Here is a 16,517-nt window from a genome sequence, read left to right on the forward strand (position 1 = left end):
CATCTAGACCCGGCGTTCCAGGGCCGGGCGGTCCGGATGGTCCCAGCGGACCAGAAAATCCGGCCGCCCGGCCGAGTCGTCGAGCCCGTCGTAGTAGGCAAGCAGCGGGTCGCAGGTCCATTCGTCCGTTGGATCGGTTCTGCGTCGTAGCGCGGTCTCGGACAGACGAAGGTGCACCGACAGATCGATGTCCAGGTCTCGCCCGATCAGCATGGGGCCGGCAATGAGCACGATCTGGTTCGGCGCGGCCGGGACACTGCGAGCGCGAGCGGATCGATCGGTTGCCTCATCCCACAGGCGGGGCAGGAAGTGACCTCGGCCACCGAGTCGCAGTGGCGCGATGACTTCCCTCGACACGGCGTCGTAGTCGAACCACAGTGTGCGATAACTCAACTCGTCGTGGCGTGAATACTCGAAGCGGATCGACGCCGGTCGGACGTAATCGTGCAGATCGACCACGGCTGCCGGACGGCCACGTGTGCGGGCGTGTTCCGCTGCGCGCGAGGCGAACTCGACCGGCCGCGCAGCGTCGGCACCGTCGACCACGACGACCGTGCGGGTATCGGCAGGGCAGGATTCGACGATCGACTCCACGAGGAGATCGGGAAAGATCGGCACCGGTTGACCCACACCGACCATCTTGCCCGGTCGATCCATTGTTAGCCTGAGCACCTCAGAAAGGTGGGCCATGGCCAGCATCGAGGACATTCTCGAATTGGAACGGATCGAGAACGACATCTATCGGGGACGGACCTTCCCGAGTCGTCTGCCCCGGACGTTCGGCGGTCAGGTCGCCGGCCAGGCGCTCGTCGCGGCCGTGCGGACGGTGGCTCCCGAATATCGTGTGCACTCGCTCCACGGCTACTTTCTGCGGCCGGGCAACCCCAACGAGCCGGCCGTCTTCATGGTTGATCGGATCCGAGACGGACGATCGTTCTGTACGCGCCGAGTCACCGGAATCCAGCACGGTAAAGCGATTTTCACGATGTCCGCGTCCTTCCACGGCGAGGACGACGGCATCTCGCACCAGGACACGATGCCCGAGGTCCTGGGACCGGACAGGCTGCCCGATCCCACCACACTCGCCGAGTACGACCACTCGTTCTACAAGGAGTGGTCCGAATGGGACATCCGTCTCGTTCCGGACGACCAGACCGTCAAGCATCCGAATTTCGCTGCGCAGCAACGCGTGTGGTTTCGTTACCGCGACAGACTGCCCGACGATCAGGTCTTCCACGTCTGCGCTTTGGCATACATGAGCGACATGACGCTGCTGGGTTCGGCCAAAGTGCCGCACCCGGATGCCGTCACGCAGACCGCCTCCCTCGATCACGCCCTGTGGTTTCTTCGGCCCTTCCGGGCGGACGAATGGTTGCTCTACGACCAGACGTCGCCGTCGGCCGATTTCGGGCGTGCGCTGACTCAGGGACGGATATTCGACACTTCCGGCCGCATGGTTGCCGCGGTGGTCCAGGAAGGGCTCATGCGTTTCGAGCGTGACCCCGGCAAGACCAACATCGACCCCTTCGGGCGCAAGTGAGCGTTCCGACCATCGGAGTTCTCGCTTTGCAGGGAGATGTCCGCGAGCATCTGGCCGCACTCGAGTCGAGCGGTGCGCGCGGGGTCACAGTGCGGCGTCCGGCCGAGCTCGCGCAGATCGACGGGCTCGTCATCCCCGGTGGCGAATCCACGACCATGAGCAATCTGCTGGGAGTGTTCGAGCTCTTCGACCCGTTGCGCGCCAGCTTGGCAGAGGGCATGCCCGCCTACGGATCATGCGCGGGAATGATCGTGCTGGCCTCGGAGATCCTCGATACCAGGCCCGACGCGCGGCATCTGAACTCCCTCGACATCACCGTGCGCCGCAACGCTTTCGGGCGTCAGGTCGACTCCTTCGAGACCGATCTCGACGTCGCCGGCATCGACGGCGGCCCGGTACGAGCGGTCTTCATCCGGGCACCCTGGGTCGAGCGCGTAGGTGAGCAGGTGGAGGTGCTCGCCACTGTCCCGCACGGTCCGGCTGCCGGTCGTGTGGTGGCCGTGAGGCAGAACTCGGTGTTGGCGACGAGCTTTCATCCCGAAGTCACCGGCGACGATCGCGTACATCGGCTCTTCGTCGACATGGTGCGCCGACGCTAGGACGCGTCGGAGCAGGTCGGTCCCGAGCGCGGCACCGGGCGAGTAAAGTCGACACGACTGATTTCGAGCAGGAAGGGGCGCTATCGCATGAGCGGCCACTCAAAATGGGCCACCACCAAGCACAAGAAGGCGGTGATCGACGCCCGACGCGGCAAGTCTTTCGCCAAACTCATCAAGAACATCGAGGTGGCGGCCCGCACGGGTGGCGGTGACCCCACGGGCAATCCGACTCTCTTCGACGCTATCCAGAAGGCGAAGAAGACGTCGGTTCCGATCGACAACATCGAGCGGGCCCGTAAGCGCGGCGCTGGCGAAGAGACCGGTGGAGCCGACTGGCAGACCATCATGTACGAGGGCTACGGACCCAACGGTGTCGCCATCCTCATCGAATGTCTCACCGACAATCGCAACCGCGCCGCAGGCGAAGTACGCGTGGCGATGACGCGCAACGGCGGCAACATGGCCGATCCGGGTTCGGTGTCGTACCTCTTCTCGCGCAAGGGCGTGGTGACTCTCGAGAAGAACGGGCAGAGCGAGGACGACGTTCTGATGGCCGTTCTCGAAGCCGGTGCCGAGGAAGTCAACGACAACGGCGACACGTTCGAGGTCGTCAGCGAGCCGACCGATCTGGTCGCCGTGCGCACCGCCCTGCAGGAGGCCGGAATCGACTACGACTCGGCCGAGGCGAGCTTCCAGGCATCGGTCAACGTTCCGGTCGACGCGGACGGTGCACGCAAGGTGTTCAAGCTCATCGACGCCCTGGAAGACAGTGACGACGTCCAGAACGTGTGGTCCAACGTCGACCTCTCCGATGAAGTCATTGCCGAGCTCGACGAAGAGGACTGACTGCTTCGATTCGCCGAGGCAACAGGCCGGGTGTCGTATCCCTGATCCGACGGCTCGCTCCGCTACGCTATCGAACAACAGTTCGTAAGCGGAAGGTGTGGTGGCGTGCGGGTGATGGGTGTCGACCCCGGTCTCACCAGGTGTGGACTCAGCTTGATCGAGGGCGGTGTCGGACGCACTGTGGTGGCCCTCGACGTGGACGTGGTCCGGACGCCTGCCGACATGGATCTCGCGCAGCGGTTGCTCCGAATTTCGGAGGCCGCCGAATATTGGCTCGACACCCACAAGCCCTCGGTGGTGGCCATCGAGCGCGTGTTCGCCCAGCACAACGTGCGCACCGCCATGGGTACCGCGCAGGCCGGTGGTGTGATCGCACTGGCTGCGGCTCGGCGCGGCATCGACGTGTGCTTCCACACGCCGAGTGAGGTGAAAGCCGCTGTCACCGGCAACGGGTCGGCCGACAAAGCTCAGGTCACCGCGATGGTCATGCGGATCCTCGGACTGCAGACGGCACCGACTCCCGCCGACGCGGCCGACGCGCTCGCACTCGGCATCTGCCACTGCTGGCGAGCTCCCATGATCGCGCGGATGGCCAAGGCGGAAGCCATGGCCGCCGAACAGAAGCGCAAGTACGACGCCCGTCTGGCCGAGGAGCGCAAGGCTCGGGCCGTCGTCGCCCGCAGGATCGAGAAGATGGCCAAGAAGGAGGCGGGCACACGATGATCGCATCGATCAGAGGCTCGGTGGTCGATATCGCTCTCGATCACGCCGTGCTCGAGGCCGCGGGCGTCGGGTACCGCGTCAACGCCACTCCGGCGACGCTGGCCACGCTGCACCGGGGGAGCGAAGCAACACTTTTGACGACGATGATCGTGCGTGAGGATTCGCAGACGCTCTACGGGTTCCCCGACAAGGAGTCGCGTGAGCTGTTCGAGTTGCTCCTCACCGTCACCGGTGTCGGCCCGCGGATCGCGATGGCGACTCTTGCCGTACACGAGCCCGACTCCCTGCGAACTGCGTTGGCGGACAGCGATATCGGCGCACTGACCCGAGTTCCCGGTATCGGTAAGCGCGGCGCGGAGAGAATGGTCGTCGAGTTGCGTGACAAGGTCGATGCGGTGGTCGGACGCGCTGGAAGCCCGGTCGTGCCGGGGTCCGGTGCGGGCAATTCGATGCGAGACCAGATCGTCGAAGCGCTGATCGGGCTGGGTTTCCCCACCAAGCAGGCCGAAGAAGCGACCGACGCGGTACTGGCTCAGCAGCCCGAGGCCACCACGTCGACCGCCTTGCGGTCGGCACTGGCGTACCTCGGCAAGTCGAGGTAGGTCGGCGTGACCGAGGACGATCAATTCGCCGAATCCCAGGTCGGTGCGGACGCGATGTCCGACGATCTGGATGTCGAGACGAGTCTGCGTCCGAAGAACCTCACCGATTTCATCGGCCAGCCTCGGGTGCGGGAACAACTCCAACTCGTGTTGTCCGGTGCCAAGATGCGCGGCGGCACTCCCGATCACATCCTGATGTCCGGGCCACCGGGGCTGGGCAAGACCAGCATGGCGATGATCATTGCCGCCGAGTTGGGCACCTCGCTTCGGCTCACATCCGGTCCGGCGCTCGAGCGGGCAGGTGACCTGGCGGCGATGCTCAGCAACCTGGTGGAGGGAGATGTGCTGTTCATCGACGAGATCCATCGCATCGCCCGTCCTGCGGAGGAAATGCTGTATCTGGCCATGGAGGACTTTCGCGTCGACGTCATCGTCGGTAAGGGGCCGGGGGCGACGTCCATTCCGCTCGAGGTGGCCCCGTTCACCCTGGTCGGTGCCACCACCAGGTCCGGCGCTCTGACCGGGCCCCTGCGGGACCGCTTCGGATTCGTGGCGCACATGGATTTCTACGAGCCCGCCGAACTCGAACGCATCCTCATGCGGTCGGCCGGAATCCTCGGGGTACCGATCGACCGAGACGGCTGCGCCGAGATCGCCGGGCGCTCGCGCGGTACCCCGCGCATCGCGAACCGGTTGCTCCGACGAGTGCGCGACTACGCGGACGTGCGGGGTGACGGCACGGTCACCCGCGAGACGGCGAAGGCCGCTCTGGTGGTGTACGACGTCGACAAACTCGGGCTCGATCGACTCGACCGAGCGGTTCTCAGCGCACTCATCCGCAGCTTCGGCGGCGGACCGGTGGGGGTATCGACCCTCGCCGTCGCCGTCGGCGAGGAACCGTCGACGGTCGAGGAGGTGTGCGAGCCGTTCCTGGTACGCGCCGGCATGATCGCTCGCACACCGCGAGGTCGCGTTGCGACGGCCACCGCGTGGCAACACCTCGGTCTGACACCACCGCCGGATCTCGCGGTCGGCGGAATTTCGGTCCGATCCTCAGAGGCTGCGCAGGGATTATTCGACTGAATCGGGCACAACAGGACACGAACGGACCGGACCGGTTGCAGGTAATGGCACACTGGGTAGCTGCGAGGCCCGCACCGGCGACGTTCTCGCACGAGACAATGACGTATTTCGACCCCGACTTCGAGGACTGACCTTCCGATGGATTTGCTGTTCCCGCTGCTGATCGTGGCCCTTCTGGTACCGCTGTTTCTCAACGCGCGTCGACAGAAGAAGGTGTTGGCCAAGACCACGGAAATGCAGGACTCGCTGAAGATCGGCGACGAGGTCGTCACCACGGCCGGCCTGTACGCCCGCGTTGTCCTGGTCGAGGACGACACGATCGACCTGGAGATCGCCGACGGCGTCATCACCACCTGGTCGCGCGCGGTGGTACGTGAGGTGCTGCCCGACGATTCCGAGTTCGAGGACACCGAGTTCGACGCCGCCACCGACGCGGACATCGCGGCCCTCGGCTCGACCGACACCGCAGCTCCGTCACTGCGCAAGCCGGACGCGAGCCGTCCGGACGCGAGCCGTCCGGACGAGACCGTCGAGCAGACGTCGAAGCGGCTCGAAAAAGAGTGAACGGCCGTTGACTCGAACCGCTGTCGGACACATCGATCCGGCAGCGGTTTCGTCTGCGGTGACCGAAGTGGTGCACAATCGCACCGCTCGTCGCTGACACAGCGAGCCCACCGACCGCCTGCAGGAACCGATACTTTCCGCCGTCCAGAGGAGAAACACACACCGTGGCACCTTCCAGCGGACCGGTGCGTCCCGCCCGCTATCTCGCCGTTTTCGCGGTGCTGATAGCAGCGGTGTATGCCATGGTCTTCTTCACCGGAGACAAAGACCCCTCGCCGAAGTTGGGCATCGACCTGCAGGGCGGCACACGCGTGACGCTCACCGCGCGGACCCCCGACGGCAATGCGCCGACTCAGGAGAGCTTGAGGCAGGCGCAGCAGATCATCGAGACGCGCGTGAACGGTCTCGGTGTCTCCGGCTCCGAGGTGGTCGTCGACGGTGACAACCTGGTCATCACGGTGCCCGGTGACGACAGTTCTCAGGCGCGCACCCTGGGCCAGACCGCGCGACTGTTCATTCGCCCCGTGCTCGGATCGGTCGCTCCCTCGGCGGGGCAGGATGCAGGATCGCAGCAAGCGCCGGTCGATCCCGCCGCGCCCGCTGATCCCAGCGCTCCGGCAGCGCCCGCGGCTTCCGAAGATCCCGCGACACCGGCCGCACCTCAGAGTCGCGTCTTTCCGGCGCAGGATCCGTCTGCGGTCGATCCGACGCCGACGCCCGCTACGCCGGCCCCCGCTACGGACGCACCCACGACCGACGACCCCGCCGACGATGCTTCGCTGTCGGATGCCGATCGCGCTGCGCAGGAGATCGCCGACGCGAAAGCGCTCCGGCAGAGCGAGGACCCGCAGATTCAGCAGCTGGCGTTGCAGTCCCTCGACTGCAACGCGGCCGATCCACTCGCCGGCAACGACGATCCGGCGCTTCCTCTCGTCGCCTGCTCGACCGACGGAACGGCGGTGTACCTGCTCGGCCCGACGATCATCGACGGCCAGCAGATCGACGATGCGACCTCCGGATTCGACAGCCAGCAGGCTCAGTTCCAGGTGAGCCTGACGTTCGACTCGGACGGGTCGAACACCTGGGCGCAGTTCACCGCGGCCAACCTGCAGAAGCAGGCCGCATTCGTACTGGACTCGAAGGTGATCAGCGCGCCGGTGATCCAGGGGGCCACCCCAGCCGGTAGCGCTACCTCGATCACCGGAAACTTCAACGCCCAGACCGCGTCCGAGCTCGCCAACACCCTCAAGTACGGCTCTCTGCCGCTGTCCTTCGTATCCTCGGAGGCCGAAACGGTCTCGGCGACACTGGGATTGGCCTCGCTCGAAGCCGGCCTGATCGCCGGTGCCATCGGACTGGCGCTGGTACTGGTGTACTGCCTTCTCTACTACCGTGCCCTCGGCCTGCTCACAGCGTTGTCGCTGGTGCTGGCCGGTCTCGTCGTGTACGGGTTGATCGTTCTGTTGGGCAGGTGGATCAGCTTCACTCTCGACCTCGCGGGCATTGCCGGTCTGATCATCGGCATCGGTATGACGGCCGACTCGTTCGTGGTGTTCTTCGAACGCATCAAGGACGAAATCCGTGAAGGACGCAGTTTCCGGTCGGCGGTGCCGCGAGGTTGGGCGCGCGCTCGCAAGACGATTCTGTCCGGCAACGCGGTCAGTTTCATCGCAGCGGCGGTGCTCTACATACTGGCAGTCGGTCAGGTTCGCGGCTTTGCGTTCACTCTCGGACTGACGACGATCCTCGACATCATCGTCGTGGTGCTGGTGACCTGGCCGCTGGTGTACCTGGCCTCGAAGTCCAAATTCTGGTCCAAGCCGTCCGTGAACGGTCTCGGTGCCGTGCAGCAGATTGCTTCGGAGCGTAAACGCGCGGCCAACAAGGCTCTCGCCGTCAAGACCGGCGCTGCGCCGTCGAAGGAGGCATGACATGTCGGACACGACCACGTCGACCCCATCGCCCCTCGACGATTCGGGTGTCGATCAGTCCGCGCAGCCCAAGCGCAGTTTCTTCTCCAGGCTCTACACCGGTACCGGTGCCTTCGACATCATCGGTCGTCGTCGGTTCTACTACATCCTCACCGGCGTCATCGTCCTGGTGTGCCTGCTGAGTTTTCTGGTGCGCGGCTTCACCCTCGGTATCGACTTCGAGGGCGGAACTCGAATCGCATTGCCCGCCGCCGACAACATCTCCACCGAGCAAGTCGAGACCGTCTACGACGACTCGCTCGGTATGCCGCCCGTGTCGGTACAGACGGTCGGCTCCGGTGCCGCGGCAACGGTGCAGATTCGTTCCGAGGCGCTCGATCCCGCCGAAGTGGACGACCTGCGTCAGGCCCTGTTCGAGGCCTTCCAGCCGCAGGACAGTTCCGGTACCGCCAGCCCCAACGCCATCAGCGTGTCGGATGTCAGTGAAACCTGGGGGAGTCAGATCACCCAGAAGGCGCTGATCGCGTTGGCGGTCTTCCTGGTCGTCGTCAGTATCTACATCGCAGTTCGCTACGAACGGGACATGGCTCTGGCGTCACTCGCCGCTCTGGCTTTCGACCTCATCGTCACCGCAGGCGTGTACTCGCTCGTCGGATTCGAGGTGACTCCGGCGACGGTCATCGGCTTGCTGACAATTCTCGGCTTCTCCCTTTACGACTCGGTGGTGGTGTTCGACAAGGTCGAAGAGAACACCCGCGGCATCCTCAATCTGCACCGGAAGACGTTCGCGGAGCAGGCCAACCTGGCGGTCAACCAGACGCTGATGCGTTCGATCAACACGACCGTGATCGGCGTGCTGCCGGTGTTGGCGCTGATGGTCATAGCGGTCTGGCTGCTCGGAGTGGGCACGCTGAAGGATTTGGCGCTGGTGCAGCTGGTCGGAATGATCGTCGGTGCCTACTCGTCCATCTTCTTCGCCACTCCACTACTGGTGACGCTCAAGGAGAAGTGGGGCCCGGTGGCCGTTCACACCCGCAAGGTCCACTCCAAGCGCGCCGAGGCGGCTGCTCGCGCAGCCGGTCTGGCACCGGAACCGGTAGCCGTAGGCGTGGCCGCACCGAAGGGGTCGGCACCGCAGCCGGGCAACCGCCCCACCGGTAAGCGAAACAAGAAGCGCAGGTAGAGAACCACCCTCGACCGGGACGGAGAGTGCACGTGAGACGCAGGTGGAACGCGGCACTGGTGGTGGCAGCGGTCGCGGCGGTGTCCATCACCGCGTGTTCGACACCAGAGGACAAGGTGCCCTCGATCGGCTACTCGTTCGACAACGTGGTGAACACCTACAACGCCAGAACCGTCGAGGGTGCGGCGTCGGGAGCGCGACAGGCATTCACGCGGGTGCAGGTGGGTTTCAGCTACCTCGGTCCCGAGGGAGAGGCGCTGTCGGACAACGACGTCGGCACCACGGCGATCGTTCCCGGTGACACGTTGACGGTGCAGTACTCCATTGCCGCGGCGGCGACGTACTCCGACGGGGTGCCGATGGCGTGCGACGACCTGGTGTTGGCGTGGGCGGCGAACAGCGGCGCATTCGCCACCGACCGGCCCATGTTCGACGCAGCGTCCACAGCCGGGTACGCCGACATCGAACGCATCGACTGCGTCCCCGGGGCCAAGGAGGCCACGGTGGTGTTCGCACCCGGCCGTAGCTACCAGAATTGGCGCGCACTGTTCGGTGCCACCGATCTGTTGCCTGCGCACGTCGCGGCCCGGGCGGCAGGAGTGCCGAACGTCGTCGATCCCATTCTGTCCCGCGACGATGACGTCGTGAGTCGCATCGCCGAGTTCTGGAACACCGGGTGGAACCTGACGCCGGGCTCGATCGACACCTCTCTCCTGCCCTCGGCCGGGCCGTATCGCGTGGACTCCTACACCCCCGAGGACGGTGTGGTGCTCGTGGCCAACGAGGCGTGGTGGGGTATTCCGCCCGAGACCGAGCGGGTCGTCATCTGGCCCAAAGGAAACGAGGTGGCAGCGAAACTGGCCGATGGCTCGCTGGACGTGCTCGACCACGGTGCCGGTGCCGTCGATCTCGGTCCGATCGAGGGATTCGCGACCAGCGAAGAACCGTCACGGGGCGTCGAACAGTTGACGTTCGCAACCGAGGGGGTGCTGGCCGAAGCCAGCGCACGCCGAGCAGTGGCCGCGTGCGTTCCCCGGTCCGATCTCTTCGACACAGTGGGACATCCGGGATCGGAGGCTCCCGCAGCCGGGCTCGGCTCCGGTCTCGTGGACTCTCGACTGGTCCAGCTCGACACGCTCGAGTATCCGGCGGTCGCCACGGTGGTCGGAGATCGCTATCGGCGGTCGAACCTGGATCAGGCAGGTAAGGAACTCGGCACTGCAGGCGACAGTGCCCTCACCGTCCGCGTCGGCTACAGAGCGCCGGACATGCGTCGCGCACAGGAGGTGAGCCGCATGGCTGCGGATTGCGCCGCCGCCGGAATCACCGTCGTCGACGCCGGCTCGCCGGACTTCACGCCCTCTGCCCTGCGCGGCGGTGCCGTCGACGCGGTGCTCGGCACCAGCGGCTCGCTTCCTGGGCCATCGGGGTCGGCCGGCGGAGCTGTCGCACGGTATTCGCTGCGGACGGGCAACGGCCTGAACTTCGGCGGCTACAGCAACGGCAGAATCGATTCGATCGTCGACCAGTTGGCGGTCACCGACGACCCGGAGCGAGTGCTCGCCCTCGCCACCGAAGGCGAAAGAATCCTGTGGAACGACATGCCGTCGCTTCCCCTGTACAACGAACCGCGCACCACTGTCGTCAGTGACGGTATGCAGGACGTGGTCCCCAACCCCACGGCCGCAGGTGCCGGATGGAACATGGATCGGTGGGTTCTTCTTCGATGAACGAGGTAGATGAACGGGCACGTGCAGTCGAAGCCGTGACTCGGCTGACACGGTGGGTCGAGGACTTCCCCGTTCCGGGCGTGCGTTTCGGCGATCTGACACCGGTGTTCGCCGAGGGCAGCGCCTTGCGCAGCGTTGTCTCGGAATTGGCGAAAGGCCACGAAAACGTCGATCTGGTCGCGGGAATCGACGCGCGTGGATTCTTGCTCGGTGCAGGCGTTGCCCTCGAGCTGGGCTGCGGTGTATTGGCGGTGCGTAAGGCAGGCAAGCTCCCGCCGCCGGTGCACTCGCAGTCGTACAAGCTCGAATACGGGACCGCCGAGCTGCAGATTCCGACGGCGATCGAACTGGTCGGACGACGGGTGTTGGTGGTAGACGACGTGCTGGCGACGGGCGGGACCGTCGAGGCGACCGCGCAGCTGTTGGCCGATCAGGGCGCAGTGATCGTCGGTGCCGCTGTCGTCCTGGAAATCGCGGCTCTGCGAGGGCGTGAGAAGTGCAGTGACTACCCGCTCGGCTGCTTGGTTCGAGTATGAGGACTAAAGTCTCTTTCATAAAGCGTTGACCGGATACGTTCGGCCATAGCGCGGAGTGTGGCAGGAGGTGATGAGAGTGACCCGTTACATCGACCAACCCTTGCCTGATGGGCCTGCCGTCCCCGAGCGGTCCGTATCGACCGACCGGACCGCTGTCGACCGGACCGGGGCTGCCGACCCGACCGCTGTCGACGTCGTCACGCCCGACGAGGTCGCGCCCGGTGAATCGCGACCGTCCGCCGAATCCGAGGTTTCACAGCACTCGGTGACGACCGATTCGCAGGCTCCGTCCGCGGCCCGAAACTCGGCACCTGTCCCCACCTCTGCATCTCGACGGGTGCGAGCCCGTCTGGCGCGTCGTATCACCGCCGGACGCAGCGCCGCCGTCAAACCGGTGCTCGAGCCTCTGGTCAGCCTGCACCGCGAGCTCTACCCCAAGGCTGATCTCGCGCTGCTGCAGCGTGCCTACGATGTCGCGGACGAGCTGCATTCGTTGCAGATGCGTAAATCCGGCGATCCCTACATCACGCATCCTCTTGCCGTTGCCAACATCCTCGCCGAGCTGGGAATGGACACCACAACACTGGTAGCGGCGTTGCTGCACGACACGGTCGAGGACACCGGCTATTCGCTTGCCAAGTTGACCGAGGAATTCGGCGACGAGGTCTCCCACTTGGTGGACGGGGTGACCAAACTCGACAAGGTGGTACTCGGGACCGCGGCCGAGGGCGAGACCATTCGCAAGATGATCATTGCGATGGCCCGGGATCCGCGGGTGCTGGTCATCAAGGTCGCCGACCGGTTGCACAATATGCGAACCATGCGCTTCCTTCCGCCGGAGAAGCAGGCCCGCAAGGCGAAAGAGACTCTGGAAGTCATTGCGCCACTTGCCCATCGGCTCGGAATGGCCACAGTCAAGTGGGAACTCGAGGACTTGGCGTTCGCGATACTGCATCCCAAGAAGTACGACGAGATCGTGCGGTTGGTCGCTGATCGTGCGCCGTCTCGCGATACCTATCTCGAGAAGGTCCGTGCCGAGATCAACGCGACCCTGGCCGCGTCGAGAATCAGTGCCGTCGTCGAAGGTCGTCCGAAGCACTATTGGTCGATTTACCAGAAGATGATCGTCAAAGGCCGTGACTTCGACGACATCCACGACCTCGTGGGCGTTCGTATTCTGTGCGACGAGATCCGCGACTGCTACGCAGCGGTCGGCGTGGTGCATTCGCTGTGGCAGCCGATGGCAGGCCGGTTCAAGGACTACATCGCGCAACCGCGCTACGGCGTGTACCAGTCGCTGCACACCACGGTGATCGGACCCGAGGGCAAGCCCCTCGAGGTGCAGATCCGGACACGGGACATGCACCGCACAGCCGAGTTCGGAATCGCCGCACACTGGCGCTACAAGGAAACCAAGGGCAAGCATTCGCAGGACAACGCCGAGGTCGACGACATGGCGTGGATGCGCCAGCTACTCGATTGGCAGCGTGAGGCCGCCGATCCAGGGGAGTTCCTCGAGTCGCTGCGCTACGACCTCGCGGTCAAGGAGATCTTCGTCTTCACCCCCAAGGGCGATGTCGTTACTCTGCCCGCCGGATCGTGTCCGGTCGATTTCGCCTACGCGGTACACACCGAGGTCGGCCACCGATGCATCGGCGCTCGGGTCAACGGTCGACTCGTCGCATTGGAACGCACTCTGGACAACGGCGAAGTGGTCGAGGTGTTCACCTCCAAAGCGGTCACTGCCGGTCCGAGTCGAGACTGGCAGGGGTTCGTCGCGTCACCCCGTGCCAAGACCAAGATTCGCCAGTGGTTCGCCAAGGAGCGCCGTGAGGAAGCACTGGAGGCCGGCAAGGACGCCATAGCGAAGGAAGTGCGTCGGGGCGGTCTGCCGTTGCAGCGGTTGATGAACGCCGAATCGATGTCGGCGATCGCGCACGAGCTGCGCTACGTCGACGTCTCGGCGCTCTACACCGCGGTCGGCGAAAATCACGTGTCTGCCCGGCACGTGGTGCAGCGTTTGGTCGCTCACCTCGGGGGTGTGGGCGACGTCGAGGAAGAACTCGCGGAGCGCTCGACACCATCGACCATCCCGACGCGACCACGCCAGGTCGGCGACGCCGGAGTATTGGTCACCGGTGCGGACGGCGTGGTAGCGAAACTTGCGAAGTGCTGTACCCCGGTGCCCGGAGACGAGATCCTCGGATTCGTCACCCGCGGCGGCTCGGTCAGCGTCCACCGAACCGACTGCACCAACGCTCGTTCGCTGGAAGAGCAGTCCGAGCGATTCATCGAGGTTCAGTGGGCACCGTCCGCGTCCTCGGTGTTCCTGGTCGCGATCCAGATCGAGGCACTCGACCGCCACCGACTGCTCTCCGACGTCACCAAGGCGCTCGCCGACGAGAGGGTCAACATTCTCTCGGCATCGGTCGCGACGTCGGGAGACAGAGTTGCGATCAGCAAATTCACGTTCGAGATGGGTGATCCGAAGCACCTCGGTCATGTGTTGAACGTGGTCCGCAACGTCGAGGGAGTCTACGACGTCTACCGGCTGACGTCCGCGGCCTGACCCGATCGAGAACCACGAGAGGGTGAGCAGAAATTTTCTGCTCACCCTCTCGTGGTTCGTATCGATCTAGACAGTCGCCGTTTCCAGGATCACCGGGTTGGCGGGTGCCCCGTCCTCGGAGCCTCCGGTCACCCCTCCCGCCGCGATGGCGTCGAGGGTGGCCAGTCCGTTCTCGGAGATGGTGCCGAACACCGTGTACTGCGGCGGCAGCACCGAGTCGGCGTACACCAGGAAGAACTGGCTGCCGTTGGTGTCCGGGCCGGCATTGGCCATCGCCAACGTTCCACGGGGATAGACCACCGGGTTCTCGGCCTGCGCGGGATCGTCGGTGTATGCGGTCGTGGGGTACTCGTTGGCGAAGCTGTACCCGGGTCCGCCTCGACCGGATCCCGAAGGATCGCCGCACTGCAGCACCTCGAGGCCCGGCGATGTCGTCAACCGGTGACACGGAGAACCGTCGAAATATCCCTGCTCGACGAGGCTGACGACGCTGTTGACCGTGCACGGTGCCTGCGTTCGATCGAGCGTGATGTCGATCGGGCCCTGACTGGTGGACAAGGCGACGTCGACGGTTCCGAACACGTCGACATCGTCGGCGGGAGGTGGGTTCACTTCTTTCGCGGCCGGCGCCTCCGCCGGATAGGCACAGGTCACCGTATCGGTCGTCGGCTGTGGCACGGCCGGCAGTGCACCGAAACGAGACAGGTCCAGTGTCGGCCGCTGTGTTGTCGTCCCAGCCGAGGTGGACGACGCCGTCGACGAGGTGGACTCAGCAGGCTGAGCTGCCGGCTCGGCCGAACCGGAGCAGCCCGCAAGTACCAGCGCGGCAGCCGAGAGCCCGATGGTGAGCGCGGAGGCGCGCTTCACAGGTCACTCTGCAAGGTCGTGATGTCGACCGGCTCGGCGGGTGCCCCATCGGACGCGCCGCCCTCTACTCCCGTGGCCGCGATGGCGTCCAAAGTCTCCAGTCCGGTCTCGTCGATCGTGCCGAACGCGGTGTAGGCGGGCGGCAATTCCGAATCTCCGTAGACGAGGAAGAACTGGCTGCCGTTGGTTCCCGGCCCGGCGTTGGCCATCGCCAGCGTGCCTCGCGGGTACGCAATCGGTGTCTGGGAAGCGGGGTCGCCCTCGGCGAAGGTGTCGGTGGGGAACTCGTCGGCGAACTGGTATCCGGGCCCGCCGGAGCCGGTGCCGGTGGGATCACCGCACTGCAGCACCTGAAGGCCGGGCCCGGTGGTCAGTCGATGGCACGTGGTGCCGTCGAAGTAGCCCTGATTGGCCAGCGAGACGAAGCTGTTCACCGTGCACGGCGACTCGGGGTTGTTCAGAGTCAAACCGATGTTGCCGGCCGTCGTCTCCATGCTGTAGCTCAGCGGCTCGTCGCTGGTGGGGACATTGTCGGTGCGCGGGGGAGTGTTCTCCTTCGCCGCGGGCTGCTCCGACGCGGGATAGGAGCAGTTCACGGTCTCCGGCAGGGGCTCGGAGCGTCCGGCCGCGATGAGGGAGTCGGCAGGCTGCGACGTCGTCGATTCCTGGGCCGTGCTCGCATCGTCCTCACCTCTGGTCACCACGTACACGACCGACACCACGGCCACGACGGCGACGACACCGAGGACGGAACCCACGATCGTCAACTGCTTACGACGCCGCGCTCGTTCCGCTCGGCGTACGAGTTGGCGCTCGAGCTTTCGTTTGGCAGCCTCGCGCCGTTGCTCGTTGCTGGGCAATTCGTATTCCTCCCGCTCGTCCGAAAATAGACCTCGCCCGCTCACTGCACGGGCCGATCGTGTGGTGACCGGCCGAATAGGCCAACGCGAGTTTGCCATCACTGTCTGAGAGCATGCTGGGCGGACCCGATCGGATCCACGCCACTAAGCTGGTCCGGTACTTCGGCCTCAGCCTTTAGGAGCGATTGGTTTGCTCGTCACCGGATTTCCCGCAGGCATGTTCCAGACGAACTGTTACATCCTCGCCCAGGACGACGCGTCCGAGTGTGTCGTCGTGGATCCCGGCCAGGACGCCGCGGACCCGCTGATCGATTTCCTGACGCGGTCCTCCCTCACTCCCACCGCAGTACTGCTCACCCACGGCCATCTCGACCACACGTGGTCGGTAGAGCCGATCTGCGCAAAGTACGGCATCGCCGCCTACATCGCACCCGAGGATCGCTACATGCTGTCGGATCCCATCAAGGGAACGGGTCCGGCGCTGGCTGCCGTTCTGGGCGATATCGAGTTCCGGGAGCCACCCCACGTGGTCGAGCTCACGGACGGCGAGAAGCTGGACCTGGCGGGAATCGAGTTCACGGTGGTGCACACGCCCGGCCATACTCAAGGCTCCGTGGTGTTTCTTGCCCATGCCGACGGGCCGGACGGTTCGGTTCCGTTGGCGCTGACCGGCGACACCCTGTTCGCGGGCTCGATCGGACGGACGGATCTGCCCGGCGGCGACCACGACCAACTCTTGCGGTCCATTGCGTCCCGGTTGTTGGGGCTCGCCGACGACACCGTCGTGCTGCCGGGTCATGGCGGTCAGAGCTCGATCGGCCAGGAACGCGGGTCCAACCCGTTCCTCGTTGGACTCGGGGACCCCCAGCAAGGGAAGCTGTGAT

The 16,517-nt window shown here is 65.2% G+C and carries 16 protein-coding genes; 13 read left to right on the forward strand and 3 right to left on the reverse strand.

Features of this window, described 5'->3' with window-relative positions:
• Positions 1-3 precede the first annotated feature (3 nt).
• Entirely contained in the window at positions 4-639 is a 636-nt protein-coding gene (locus ACIGGF_RS04410) for a hypothetical protein (protein ID WP_397520433.1), read from the reverse strand.
• 49 nt (positions 640-688) lie between these two features.
• On the opposite strand from ACIGGF_RS04410, the gene ACIGGF_RS04415 reads away from it, so the two are divergent.
• From ACIGGF_RS04415 to ACIGGF_RS04470, 12 genes are all read left to right on the forward strand, one after another.
• Positions 689-1,540 carry an acyl-CoA thioesterase gene (locus ACIGGF_RS04415; RefSeq protein ID WP_397520174.1) on the forward strand — a complete coding sequence of 284 codons (852 nt, stop codon included), beginning with the start codon at positions 689-691 and terminating at the stop codon, positions 1,538-1,540.
• Positions 1,537-2,139, forward strand: coding sequence for a pyridoxal 5'-phosphate synthase glutaminase subunit PdxT (gene pdxT / locus ACIGGF_RS04420; RefSeq protein WP_397520175.1), 603 nt, complete (start codon positions 1,537-1,539; stop codon positions 2,137-2,139). Before ACIGGF_RS04415 ends, pdxT begins: the two co-directional genes overlap by 4 nt.
• A gap of 87 nt (positions 2,140-2,226) precedes the next feature.
• Complete coding sequence (locus ACIGGF_RS04425) at positions 2,227-2,985, forward strand: YebC/PmpR family DNA-binding transcriptional regulator (protein WP_397520176.1); 759 nt, start codon at positions 2,227-2,229, stop codon at positions 2,983-2,985.
• Positions 2,986-3,090: 105 nt separating this feature from the next.
• The gene (ruvC, locus tag ACIGGF_RS04430; protein ID WP_397520177.1) at positions 3,091-3,708 is read left to right on the forward strand and encodes a crossover junction endodeoxyribonuclease RuvC; all 618 of its coding nucleotides are present in this window, start codon (positions 3,091-3,093) and stop codon (positions 3,706-3,708) included.
• Entirely contained in the window at positions 3,705-4,310 is a 606-nt protein-coding gene (gene ruvA, locus ACIGGF_RS04435; RefSeq protein ID WP_397520178.1) for a Holliday junction branch migration protein RuvA, read from the forward strand. The genes ruvC and ruvA overlap by 4 nt, the downstream gene beginning before the upstream one ends.
• A gap of 54 nt (positions 4,311-4,364) precedes the next feature.
• A complete protein-coding gene (ruvB, locus tag ACIGGF_RS04440) occupies positions 4,365-5,393 on the forward strand; it encodes a Holliday junction branch migration DNA helicase RuvB (protein WP_397520434.1) in 1,029 nt (342 codons plus the stop codon).
• A 138-nt stretch (positions 5,394-5,531) separates the two neighbouring features.
• Complete coding sequence (gene yajC / locus ACIGGF_RS04445) at positions 5,532-5,957, forward strand: preprotein translocase subunit YajC (RefSeq protein ID WP_397520179.1); 426 nt, start codon at positions 5,532-5,534, stop codon at positions 5,955-5,957.
• 164 nt (positions 5,958-6,121) lie between these two features.
• Entirely contained in the window at positions 6,122-7,888 is a 1,767-nt protein-coding gene (gene secD, locus ACIGGF_RS04450) for a protein translocase subunit SecD (RefSeq protein ID WP_397520180.1), read from the forward strand.
• 1 nt (position 7,889) lies between these two features.
• Positions 7,890-9,071, forward strand: a complete 1,182-nt coding sequence (secF, locus tag ACIGGF_RS04455; protein ID WP_397520181.1) for a protein translocase subunit SecF — start codon at positions 7,890-7,892, stop codon at positions 9,069-9,071.
• A gap of 26 nt (positions 9,072-9,097) precedes the next feature.
• Positions 9,098-10,801, forward strand: coding sequence for an ABC transporter substrate-binding protein (locus tag ACIGGF_RS04460; RefSeq protein WP_397520182.1), 1,704 nt, complete (start codon positions 9,098-9,100; stop codon positions 10,799-10,801).
• Entirely contained in the window at positions 10,798-11,337 is a 540-nt protein-coding gene (locus tag ACIGGF_RS04465) for an adenine phosphoribosyltransferase (protein WP_397520183.1), read from the forward strand. The genes ACIGGF_RS04460 and ACIGGF_RS04465 overlap by 4 nt, the downstream gene beginning before the upstream one ends.
• Positions 11,338-11,602: 265 nt before the next feature.
• Positions 11,603-13,906: a RelA/SpoT family protein gene (locus tag ACIGGF_RS04470; protein ID WP_397520435.1), complete on the forward strand. Its 2,304-nt coding sequence runs from the start codon at positions 11,603-11,605 to the stop codon at positions 13,904-13,906.
• Between the two features lie 66 nt (positions 13,907-13,972).
• Here ACIGGF_RS04470 and ACIGGF_RS04475 read toward each other — a convergent pair whose 3' ends face one another.
• Together ACIGGF_RS04475 and ACIGGF_RS04480 are read right to left on the reverse strand one after the other, a co-directional pair.
• Positions 13,973-14,773, reverse strand: coding sequence for a peptidylprolyl isomerase (locus ACIGGF_RS04475; RefSeq protein WP_397520184.1), 801 nt, complete (start codon positions 14,771-14,773; stop codon positions 13,973-13,975).
• Positions 14,770-15,633 carry a peptidylprolyl isomerase gene (locus tag ACIGGF_RS04480; protein ID WP_397520185.1) on the reverse strand — a complete coding sequence of 288 codons (864 nt, stop codon included), beginning with the start codon at positions 15,631-15,633 and terminating at the stop codon, positions 14,770-14,772. The genes ACIGGF_RS04475 and ACIGGF_RS04480 overlap by 4 nt, the downstream gene beginning before the upstream one ends.
• Before the next feature lie 190 nt (positions 15,634-15,823).
• Here ACIGGF_RS04480 and ACIGGF_RS04485 point away from each other — a divergent pair, with 190 nt between their 5' ends.
• A complete protein-coding gene (locus tag ACIGGF_RS04485) occupies positions 15,824-16,516 on the forward strand; it encodes an MBL fold metallo-hydrolase (protein ID WP_397520186.1) in 693 nt (230 codons plus the stop codon).
• Position 16,517 lies beyond the last annotated feature (1 nt).

Source organism: Rhodococcus sp. NPDC078407 (assembly GCF_044542515.1).
GTDB lineage: Bacteria > Actinomycetota > Actinomycetes > Mycobacteriales > Mycobacteriaceae > Rhodococcoides.